14 protein-coding genes are annotated in these 11,208 nt (G+C 32.5%); 5 read left to right on the forward strand and 9 right to left on the reverse strand.

Translation table 11 applies throughout. The features are described 5' to 3' along the window. Position 1 precedes the first annotated feature (1 nt). Genes IPN31_09535 through IPN31_09550 form a run of 4 tightly spaced genes read left to right on the forward strand, consistent with a single transcriptional unit; the run spans position 2 to position 2,812 of the window. Positions 2-226 (forward strand): hypothetical protein, encoded by a 225-nt coding sequence (locus IPN31_09535; GenBank protein MBK8682127.1) that lies wholly within the window; start codon positions 2-4, stop codon positions 224-226. 57 nt (positions 227-283) lie between these two features. Continuing rightward, positions 284-1,078 carry a hypothetical protein gene (locus IPN31_09540; protein ID MBK8682128.1) on the forward strand — a complete coding sequence of 265 codons (795 nt, stop codon included), beginning with the start codon at positions 284-286 and terminating at the stop codon, positions 1,076-1,078. Between the two features lies 1 nt (position 1,079). Next, positions 1,080-1,844: a toll/interleukin-1 receptor domain-containing protein gene (locus IPN31_09545; GenBank protein ID MBK8682129.1), complete on the forward strand. Its 765-nt coding sequence runs from the start codon at positions 1,080-1,082 to the stop codon at positions 1,842-1,844. Then, positions 1,844-2,812 carry a GSCFA domain-containing protein gene (locus IPN31_09550; GenBank protein MBK8682130.1) on the forward strand — a complete coding sequence of 323 codons (969 nt, stop codon included), beginning with the start codon at positions 1,844-1,846 and terminating at the stop codon, positions 2,810-2,812. The genes IPN31_09545 and IPN31_09550 overlap by 1 nt, the downstream gene beginning before the upstream one ends. A 341-nt stretch (positions 2,813-3,153) precedes the next feature. Here IPN31_09550 and IPN31_09555 read toward each other — a convergent pair whose 3' ends face one another. From IPN31_09555 to IPN31_09585, 7 genes are all read right to left on the reverse strand, one after another. Then, a complete protein-coding gene (locus tag IPN31_09555) occupies positions 3,154-3,501 on the reverse strand; it encodes a hypothetical protein (protein MBK8682131.1) in 348 nt (115 codons plus the stop codon). A gap of 1 nt (position 3,502) precedes the next feature. Next, on the reverse strand, positions 3,503-5,929 hold the full coding sequence (locus IPN31_09560) for a penicillin acylase family protein (protein ID MBK8682132.1): 2,427 nt from the start codon (positions 5,927-5,929) through the stop codon (positions 3,503-3,505). Between the two features lie 50 nt (positions 5,930-5,979). Then, positions 5,980-6,291 carry a hypothetical protein gene (locus tag IPN31_09565; GenBank protein MBK8682133.1) on the reverse strand — a complete coding sequence of 104 codons (312 nt, stop codon included), beginning with the start codon at positions 6,289-6,291 and terminating at the stop codon, positions 5,980-5,982. Between the two features lie 45 nt (positions 6,292-6,336). Beyond that, a complete protein-coding gene (locus IPN31_09570; protein ID MBK8682134.1) occupies positions 6,337-7,257 on the reverse strand; it encodes a hypothetical protein in 921 nt (306 codons plus the stop codon). 129 nt (positions 7,258-7,386) lie between these two features. Further along, on the reverse strand, positions 7,387-7,809 hold the full coding sequence (locus tag IPN31_09575) for an SRPBCC domain-containing protein (protein MBK8682135.1): 423 nt from the start codon (positions 7,807-7,809) through the stop codon (positions 7,387-7,389). 18 nt (positions 7,810-7,827) lie between these two features. Continuing rightward, the gene (locus IPN31_09580; GenBank protein MBK8682136.1) at positions 7,828-8,235 is read right to left on the reverse strand and encodes a hypothetical protein; all 408 of its coding nucleotides are present in this window, start codon (positions 8,233-8,235) and stop codon (positions 7,828-7,830) included. Positions 8,236-8,422: 187 nt separating this feature from the next. Continuing rightward, positions 8,423-8,914 (reverse strand): SRPBCC domain-containing protein, encoded by a 492-nt coding sequence (locus IPN31_09585; protein ID MBK8682137.1) that lies wholly within the window; start codon positions 8,912-8,914, stop codon positions 8,423-8,425. A 222-nt stretch (positions 8,915-9,136) separates the two neighbouring features. On the opposite strand from IPN31_09585, the gene IPN31_09590 reads away from it, so the two are divergent. Then, positions 9,137-9,889, forward strand: coding sequence for a DUF2249 domain-containing protein (locus IPN31_09590; GenBank protein MBK8682138.1), 753 nt, complete (start codon positions 9,137-9,139; stop codon positions 9,887-9,889). Positions 9,890-9,953: 64 nt separating this feature from the next. Here IPN31_09590 and IPN31_09595 read toward each other — a convergent pair whose 3' ends face one another. Further along, on the reverse strand, positions 9,954-10,472 hold the full coding sequence (locus IPN31_09595; protein ID MBK8682139.1) for a hemerythrin domain-containing protein: 519 nt from the start codon (positions 10,470-10,472) through the stop codon (positions 9,954-9,956). Between the two features lie 63 nt (positions 10,473-10,535). Then, positions 10,536-11,168, reverse strand: a complete 633-nt coding sequence (locus IPN31_09600) for a C39 family peptidase (GenBank protein ID MBK8682140.1) — start codon at positions 11,166-11,168, stop codon at positions 10,536-10,538. Positions 11,169-11,208: the final 40 nt, after the last annotated feature.

Genomic DNA, 11,208 nt, shown 5'->3' on the forward strand with positions numbered 1-11,208 from the left:
TATGAAAAAATTTAAAAAAGGGGATATACCTGATTTAAAATTTGCTCAGGCAGTGAAGAAGCCTATTCCGGTAAAATGCATTCAATTAGAAGAACCATTTGAAGTGGAAACAATGGAAGGAATTATGCAAGGTAAAGCGGGAGATTGGCTGATAGTGGGAATTCATGGAGAAATGTATCCTATTGATAAAACGATTTTCGAAAAAACATACGACATAAAAGAATAGGAAGTAATACCAACTTCACAGAATAGAATAAATTTAAATTAATTAAAACAAACTAATATGCTGGAATTTTCAAAAAGTATGCAACGATTAATTAGCATGAACAAACTTGAACAGGCTATTGATGAATTTCAAAATGTGTTGGATAGATTTAATCCGATTACAGAAACGGATAAAATAGAACAACGGGATTTGCGAACGGCTATCATCGCAACTTCACAACGATTGTATTTAGTAAAAGAAAAAGAACAAAAAGGAAATTTAAGTGATGACGAAATCATGCGTGAACGTCGTTCGGTAAGCAATTCATTTCTGGATATAATAAATGAGCTGGATAAATATGATGCAGTAAATGCATATTTAATTACTTGGGAAGATGAGCAAGCCTGGAGAAAAACAAATTCATTAAATGCCATTGATGCATATAAGGAATATTTAAATAAATATCCTACGGGTAAATATGCAGATGATGCAAGAAAATTTATCAGCATGTTGAAGATGATGGAGGAACAAAAAATAAAAGAGAAGGCAGAAGAAATCTATACTCCTCCTTTACAAAGCCATGCACCAAAACAGGAACGTATTATTTACAATGATCCTCCAGTTGAAAACAGAACAATGTATGAAAAACAACATGCATCTGTGGGTTCCGGCGAAGAACTTTCTAATGGCTTATTTATCGTTTTACTCATTGGTTGTATTATTCCAATTATAGGTATTGGTGCCGGTGCGTATTTTCTTTATACAAAAAATAACTCCGTTTATAAATATGATGAGCCTAGCCGTAAAAAAGGAAGAACACTTATGATAGTGGGAGGGATAATGGTATTTCTATATATTATCGGAGGCTATTGAAATGCCTGACTACAAAATCAATAATATCTTCATTTCCTACGCTCACGAAGATGAGCTGTTTAAGGATAAGCTTGTAAAACATTTATCGGGGTTAACAAGAAACGGCCAAATAAATTTATGGACAGATACGGTTATAGTTCCCGGTCAGGAATGGGATAATGAAATTAAGAATGCATTGCAACAAGCAGATATTATTTTGTTTTTAGTGAGTGCGGATTTTATGGCTTCCAATTATATTCATACTATCGAAATTGAAAATGCAATTGCAAAACATAATTCTGGTGAAATAATTATTGTTCCGGTAATTATCCGTTCTTGCGATTTCCGGAGTTTGCCTTTAAAGAAATTTCAGGCATTGCCAAAAGGAAATGTTCCGGTTACAAAATGGAGCGATGAGGATGAAGCGTTTTTAAATATTGTAGAAGGTATTAAAATGATTTTGGCTCCGGTAAAAGTAAATACAGCGCCGTCACCAGTTGTAAACCTAGATTCACAGATAATTGCAAGTATATCTCCTGAAATTTCTAAACAAATTCGCAATTTTATTGCAACTAATAAAACAGAATTGGCAATAAACATTATGATGAAAGTTATTCCTGAAAATAATGCAGATGCAAGTAATACCTGTATTGTGTTACAGGCAAAATATAATGAATTGCGTAAAAAGAATAGATTGGGAATTATGTCGTATGATGAATATTCAAGATCCGTTTCGGGGGTGAATATTTCATTGCTTGAATTATTGGATACTTTAACTAATGCATGATGCAATTTCGAACTGAATTATTTCCGGCATCGGAAGCAATTGTTATTAATTATAATTCTCGGATTTTTACTATCGGTTCTTGTTTCACTGAACATATTAGCAATACTCTTAGAACTTTAAAATTTAATGTGCTGTCAAATCCATTTGGCATTGTATATAATCCGGTTTCAATTTGCAATCAATTGGAAAGAATTGTAAAGAGAAAGTATTTTATTGCTGACGATTTGTTTTTATCTGAAGGAGTTTATCGCACATTTGAAGCGCATAGCATAATGGCTGATTATACTCAAGAAGAAACATTGCAAAAAATAAATACTGTAATTGATGAATCACATATTAGGTTACAAAACACTACCCATGTCATCATTACTTTCGGTGCTTCGATTATACATGAGCTTAGTGAAACAAAATCTATAGTAGCAAATAATCACAAACAAGCGGCAAGTACATTTCAAAAACGTTTTCTCACAATTATTGAAATAGTAGAGGCATATCTGATGATAATATTTTATCTAAAGAAAATGAATGCGGATATTGAAATTGTGTTTACCATAAGTCCTGTACGGCATATCAAAGATGGGCTTACGGATAATACAATAAGCAAGTCCTTACTGTTTGCTGCCTTGCATGAAATCTTAAATAAAAAAGATATTTTTTATTTTCCTTCTTATGAATTAGTGATAGATGATTTGCGTGATTATCGTTTTTTTGAAAAAGATTTGGTGCATCCCAATGCAATGGCTATTGATTATGTATGGGAGAAATTTAAATCGTGGGCAATTAGTAAAGATTGTTATTCAACGATGGAAAATATTTCCAAAATAAATTCTGCAATTCAACACAGACCCTTTTTCAATAAAACTGAACAGCATAAGGAATTTAGAAAGAAAATGGTAGAATTTACTTTGCAATTGCAGAAAAAAAATCCGATGTTGAATTTCGAAAAGGAAATTGAATTCTTTACTTGATTTTTTTAAAATGGTATCGGGTATCGAGTATCGGGTATAGAACTTTGACTATTGACTATTGACTTAGACATTGACAAAAAAAACACATCACTGAATTTGGCTATTAACTTTTAGCTATTGGCTGTTGGCGAAAAAAAACTTTGACTATTGATGAAAAACTTTGGCTATTGGCTATTGACCATTAACATTGACTATTGACAAAAAAAACTCATCACTCATTATTGATTATTCATTAATTATTTTTCATTTACAATTTACAATTTACCATTTACAATTGCTTATTGCTTATTGCCTTTTGCTAATTGCTTATTATTTTTTCACCATTCACCATTCACCATTCACTATTTTCTTATCCAACGCAAGGCATACCCTGCGCATGCACTGAAGCCACCAATAATTCCCATCAATAGACTACTAATCAGAAGGAATAAATTTTTATTACTGAGTCCAAATACTTCCGCCATACGGGTACTTAATAAACCTGCATTTTGAATATCGAACCACATATATAAAAGTATCCATGCAATGGAAACTATCAAAACACCGGATAAAAATGCTTTGTATAATTTATTTACAGGAATAAAGAAAAACATAAAAAATGTTACGCCTGCAAATACAAACCACGGTAATAGCAATTGCAAAACAATACAAATAAGCACACCGGATACTATCAGCCATAAAAATTTCATGTTATTTAAATATTGTTGTGAAAAAGGCATTATGTTCTGCCTCTTTTTCTGTTTTATAAAATTGAAGTGGATAATAAATATTATTTGCCCAGTCAGTTATAAAATTATCATAATACTTACTTCCCGGATTACCGCTTTGGCCGCCGGGATAAATTGCCCATGCCTTTATTTGTTTTGGATCCATTTCTACAATCATTCGCCACGATGGTCCATTGCGTTCGCTGGTGGCATTCACTATATTTCTATAGCCCCCATTTTTAATTGTAGTGCGACTAAAAGCAGGTATTTGTGCTAAGTGCATGATTGAAGTATTTTTATATTTATACCACTGCAAATTATCGGGATGTAATTGCAAAAGACTATCCTTCCAAATTGTGGTTTCTTCTATTGCCATTAATGCGATATCTGCAAAAGTTTCTTTCTTGTTTGTATTTTGAATATCGAAATAATTAACCGCCAATCCGGATTTTATAAATTGAATAGTTGCATAATTGCTTGGTAATAAAAGTGATTTTGTATTGTTAGGAATAACAAACTCATCCCACAACATGGTATTAAAAGTTGTCCAGAATTTTTGAAACAGGGAAGGAGTTATTAATTCTGCATTATTTTCATAATTCCATGTACCTAAAGAATCATAAATAACATTTGCACTATCCGAAAGTTGCATTGCATCAATTGCACGTAAAAGTATCGGCAATGACTCAGCTGCGATTAAATTGTAATTATCACCTTGAAGCAGCATCATATCTTCAACAGTAATTTGTTGCATAGAATCTAATAAGAAATTGATGCGACGATTTCGAAAAAATTCAAAATCGCTGCTCATATAAAAATAAGGATAGAGTGTATCTGTAGGATGTTGATTTGCCGAACTCACATACCCTCGTGTAGGATTAAGAATAAACGGATTTTGAGAAAAAGGGATATAAGTATTCCATTCATTTGCAGGCATACTTCCATCCAATACAAAGCGACCTTGTTCCGGCCACTTCACTGCATATTTTCCTGTTTGTGTAATACCGATATCTCCCGTGATAGATGCAAAAACAATGTTTTGACCGGGACATTCAAAATAGGAAACGGCAGTTCTGTAATCGGAATAATTCTTCGATTTGTTCAGCAAATAAAACACTCTAAAATCATTAGAAATATCAATAGCGGCCCAACGCATTGCCAATGAATTCCAATCCGAATACGCAGTATCAAAATCTTTATAAACCATTGGCCCCTGATGCGTGTAAAAAACTGTATCTATTATTTCTGGTCCGTCTTTTACTTTAATATGTTCTATTTGTTTTGAAAATGGTTTTATTGAATTATCATACTTGTAATTATTGTTATCTGCATTTGTAATGCGATACCAGTCACGTACATCACGACCAGAATTAGTACTGCCCCATGCGATATAATTATTAAATCCGATTATTATCGCAGGCGCACCGGCAAAACATACTCCATAATTATTATTATCCGGTGTGGTTAATTGAATCTCAAACCATATAGAAGGTAAGTTTAATTGCAGATGCGGATCATTACATAAAATAGCATTGCCGTTTTTGGTTTTAGCAGGTGCAATGGCCCAATTATTACTGCCTACACCTGATTGTTCTTCGTCGTGTTGTTCATGATTATTTATACCATAAATAGATTCAGTATAATATGCATTGGAAGTATCGGTTTGTAAAGCATTAAAATTATATGGAGTTCCTTTTGGAATTATGGGTTCCAAATCATTTGGCCAAAGCGGATATAACAAATTAAAATCTTCCCGACCAATTAAATTAATGGCATTTGTGTATTCCACATCATCATCAAAACCTGCGAGAGTATTGCTCATGTACATCAGTAAATTACAAGTATGCAACGGTTCGAACTTCGTGGGTTTAAAATTCAACAGTTTATATTCCAAAGGATAATCTGCGTATTTCAGCGTTTCGATATATGCATTCACACCTTCGGAATATGCATTTATAATTCCATTAATTTCCGGATCCGCTTGAATTGCTTTTAATTTATTTTCTGCACCCTTTGCCATTCCTAAACGACGTTGAAGACGATCATAATTAATTAAATCCGGACCTAATATTTCAGAGAGCTGACCTGATGCTGCACGGAAAGTAATTTCCATTTGCCATAAACGATGTTTAGCAACAATGTATCCTTGAGCCATATATAAGTCGTGCTCGTTTTCAGCAAATATGTGGGGCACCAAACGGGTGTCATAATACACATGCACAGGATCATGTAATCCGGGCAATTCTAATACTTGTGATTTGTAATCATATTTATTTTCTGCATTCGCCATATAGCCATGAACAGGATCTAATAATTTTCCTACTGGAGGTAATTTTCCTTTTCCATTATTGAAAATGAAAATTAGTGTAATGGAGATACAAGCAAAAAATATAAAACGAAGAAATCGCATATCCGGAAAATTAATTCGAAAAGTTACAAGTATTGAAGTGAATTAGATAATTACTGTAAACAATCATTTGCATATTGTTCCATTTCTTCAGTTGAAATATTTTCAATTGATTCAGGATCGGGATATTTTTCCATGATAGCAGCTAGCATACATTTACAATAGGACTCTGCAACGACAGTGTCAAAATTTTCAACTGTACCATCATAACAAATTTCATAAAAGGCTTTTTGTTGCTCTGCTGACCAATTCACTTGTTGTTTACAGCCTAAAAAAACAGAAATGATAACAAGAAATGAAAAGGAATAAAACACTTTCAATGTGTGATAATTTAGATAATTAGATAAATGTAAATTGCGATTCACATTGTATAGTTAGATAGTTAGAAAAAGAAATTCGCTTGCATTTTTTTATTCTGTGAAATGAAAAGTAGCTATCATTCCACGTAAACCCATATCCACTACTTGTTCTGTTAATGCAGGATTCACTACATCCACATCCCAGATTCCGTTGGCATTTACATCTTCCCATTCAAAACTATTATTGTTTGAAAAGGATAATGTAATAGTAAGATTTTGCTTTTTAGATTCATCATCAATCACTAATGGCTCGGTAAATTTTCCTGTAATCACACCTGATCCCAAAGGCAAGGGAGAAGTAGCAGCAATCGGATTTACACAAGTTGTAATTCCAATTGATTGACCTGAGTATGTTGAATTATAAGATTCGTAAGGTGCAGTTAAATGTGTTTCAAAAGCCCAGAACCCTTGCGATTTATTTGCATTAATATCTGTGCTTAATTGCATTATTTGTAAAGTGCGAATGTAGGTATTGTAACCAATAAAAGATGCGACCGTTCCTGTAGTTTCTACATCACCAACGCTTGGAATATTCCTTAAAATAAGATCAATATCATAATTCAGATAGGACACTGATGCACGCACATAATTATAATTATCGTTTGCGATACGGTTGATATTAACTGTAAAGCTTATTTCATTTTCTGAAACAATAATTGCAGAATCAAAATCAATAGCAACTGCGCCACCGTCAATTGTTTCTGCTGATTTATAAAGCTGTGCGCCTTTTTTATAGGGAGTAAATTCGTCCTGTGATAATTCTAAATAATGAATGCTCAATTCATTTATTCTAGGTGATTGTGCAGCATTTCCTGCAGGTAGAGTAACAGGATTACCGTCCTTATCTAATCTCACTTGCGTTTCATCAAATATCGATTTAAAATCTACCGTACTAAAATGTTTTATGTCTTTGTCGCAGGAAGAGAAAATGAAAGTTGTTACAACTGAAATTATCAAAATTATTTTATACATACACCATGCATGATTTTTATTAAATTCTTATCGGTAAAATTAGTAAATAAACTTTGCGCTATCTACTTAAACAGGAAATCATAAGCATGCTGTTATTACATTCATGATAAAAGTTGCGAGGCGAATTATTTATTCTATTAATTTTTTCATTTCCTGCATTAGCGACGCCCAATTACTTGCTGAATGTTCTGCTTTTTCTGCATCATAATTTGATTGTGTAATCACTAACTCTGTTTTGTCTCCCAAATCTTTTACTTCATATCTAATCCATAAATAATTATCCGGTTTATCTTCTTTATTACTCCAATTGCTCAAGTAGGTATAAGTAAGTACTTTGTTGGGTTCATATTCCAAAACTTTACCCTGATCTTTATATTTCTGACCTTCCCATTCACCCTGAAAAATTATTGGACTACCCACTTTCCAATCAGTAATTAAATCAGTTCCGAAAAAATATTGTTTTACAATTTCTGGATTGGTTAATGCATTCCATACCTTCTCAACCGGTGCATTAAAAGTTGTTTTGTATTGTTTTTTAAAATCTGTTTGCATATTGTTTCAATTATAGAATTATTTCGCTTTCATTTTATTTCCCCGTGCATCATGAGTTACTTCTGCAAGACCGAGTGCTTCCATCAAGGGTGGAATATACATTCCAAAACGACCACGAAAACCTTTCTTTAAACCATACCAACCACCAGTCGGATTTTTATCTGATCGACCCCATGCTTCCACTGTATTATCCTTCGCAGATTTTTGTTCATCAACACTTCCAAGTTCCATCCAGTCACCATGTTTTTTAAGCATCGTATGCAAGTCGTCCAAACAGTTAATGTTATAATGTAAAATGGTTTTCCCAACAGTGCAAACCAAAATTTCTTTCCCATCTTTTTCTTCTACATGCATAGTGTATTCGCTGCTTAATGGTGGTGTTTTCAGCACCATTGGTTTTTCTTTTGTTCCTATTTTGTACGACATAATGTTGAGTTTTATTTCTGTGTGAAGATAATTAATAGGTTCTTAAATTATGAGTTGTTATTTATATTTTTATAAATTAAATAAATAGGAGATAATATATTTTTTTTTAAACACCTGGTTTATTAACCAAACTTTATAAATGCTTTTTTATCAAATTATTAATTTTCACAATGGCTAAAAGTATTTTCTATTTCAGTTTCCATTTCTCGACAATTTTTGCATTGAATCCATCTTTATCTTTCGGATTGGGATGCCCTATTCCAGTTTCAATATAGTCTTTCAAACTTTTCTCAATATAATTCGTCCAACTTTCTTTACAAATTTCAAAACATTCATATTGAGGAGTTAATCCTTGGTGTGTAAATAGTATTCGGGTTTGTTCACCTTCTGGTTGAATTTCAAAAATTAATAAAGTATTTGTCCATTCTGTTTTGTCATTAGTAAAATTGAAATGATTATCTAAAATTAAATAGATCAATTTTTTATTAGGTGAATTTTCTATAAGTTGTATGTTACATAAATGCACATCTTTATAATGATAAAAGAATTTTTCATTCAGTTGATCTGTATTCCCTTCTATGTCTTCAGACCACCATTGTTTAAAATTTTTAATATATAGATAAACTGAATTTGCATCTTTATTTACAAGAATATTAGTAGTGAAATTTTCTGAGTTCATGCTAAAAATTTTAAGAGTTATTGAAAATTGATTTTTTTATTAATGATATTTCTCTGCGAAAATACTATACGGATTAATGAGTTTATTATTTATTAAAAATTTAAAATACCCTTACCAATACATAATAGGATGTTGTTAAACTATTTTAATACTTAATTCATTAATATTACCAGATTCATAATAAAAAAGAATCTATTAATTAATTTATAATAATTACCAAATATGGAAAATCAAATACAACAAGAAGAATTGGATATGCGGGTGTTAATCCCAATTGAAAGACATAAAAAGTTGATACAGCTTTTTAAAGAATTACCAGTAGATGCAAATTTTATTTTCATCAACGATCATGATCCTATTCCGCTCTACTATGAGTTTCGTTCGATTTACGGAGATGTGGTTGGATGGGAATATTTGAATCGTGGTGGGAGAGAATGGAAGGTGAGAGTTACCCGCACAGAAGCATCTCAAGGCAGAGAATTTACGGATATATCTACTTTACTCGATTTGCGCAAAGCAAAGAAAGAGGAATGGAAACAAATTGTATTTCATCGCTATGGAATGATGGAGCAAGGCGATACTATGGAAATAATTGCTGCTGAAGATCCGAAAGAAATTCATGGAATATTTGTGATGAAATTTGAAGGACAACATTCCTGGATTTATAAAAAGCAGGAAGACGGTGAATATGTTATTCATATTTCTAAAAAAGTGAAAAGTGGTTTGGGTGATGATGGTTTTTCAGTGGTGAATGAATTTGATTTGCGTCCTTATCCGCCAACTGAACGTCATGAAATGTTTTATAAAGCTTTTGCGGATATTAAAGTAGGTGAAGCTTTTGAATTTATTAATGATCATGATCCTAAGCCATTGTATTATCAAATGGAAGCCGAAAGTGAAGAGCCTTTTAAATGGGAATATTTAGAAAAAGGTCCCGACGAATGGAAGGTGAGGGTGATTAAAGTAAAAGCATAATATATTTAGGGAGCTATAATGAGCTCCCTTTTTTTATTCATGTTTATAATATTCTATCAGATTTTTATTCGAGAGTGTTCCCAATAATTTCATCATAATTATAACCTGCTCTTTCCAATGCACGCTTAGCAGATTCTAATGCAATAGGTGCCGGATTTGGTGGATGCACAGGCACATCTTCTGTAAGTGCAAGTTGATTTAATATCTCTTGCGTTTGCCCTTGCGTTAATGCTTCACATACATTATATAATCCACCCGGTTCTTCTTCTGCTAAATCATGTTTTTCTAAAACATAACATATTGCTTTTATCAAGGACATCGTTGGCGGTGGAACCATTAATGCGGTGAGTGCGCCATGCTCAAGTCGAAATCGTGGAATTATTTCTTTCATCACTGAATCATCTACACTTTTTGCAGCGGGGAAAAGTGTTTTCTCTTCCATCTTAATATGCGTCAATAATTTTATTCGGAATTGAAGATAATAGTCCATATTTATTTCACCGGATTTTTCAATTGCTTTATTCAATAAATTATCAATACGATGATGATCTTCTGTAAAAAATTGATATAATGGTTTGTTCATAATTTTAAAATGTGCTTTACTAATTCACGAATTATAATTTCGTGATTGAATATTTATTTTCTGTTAATTAACTCTGATATACCAATGCGCCTGAATTAAATTTGCTAAATCAATTCCCGGATATTCCACACGACCACCATTTTGAGAATTTTCTTCATTTGGCCATGGATCCCTTACAACAATGGATTGAATCATCGGACCATAATCTGTTTCTAAATAACTGCAAGCAGTAATTACAACAGCATGACCTGAATTCGGACTCGATTGATAGCCAATTAAAACAGGATGTTGATTCGCAAGTTCTTCGATTAAATAGGATGGAGTAGGAGCCCCAAAATTTAATGTTGCATATACTTCATACTGCCTTCCGTTATTGTCAACATTCCAATTATTTAAGTTGGCAGTTATCACTTCAAAGTTTCCGGTCCAGTTTGGTAAATTTCCATAAGGATCAGAACCATAACTTCTTTCTACAATTTGTTCTTGAGTGATGTTGATACCGTAATAATTAAATATCATTTGTAATGATGCAGCCCAGCACCAATTAGAATTTCGCTGACTGGATGCATAGTAATTAAAATTTTCACTGAGAATTCCAACATAGGTAGCTTCTTGCGTGTAAGATTGTTGTGCAAAAATTTGTTGACCTATACTCACTGATAGCAATAGTAGAAAAGTCAATTTTAATTTTTTCATGATGCTTATTTTAATTATTTAATATGCGATAAGTGTAATC

It is taken from the genome of Bacteroidota bacterium (genome assembly GCA_016715425.1).
Lineage (GTDB): Bacteria > Bacteroidota > Bacteroidia > Chitinophagales > BACL12 > JADKAC01.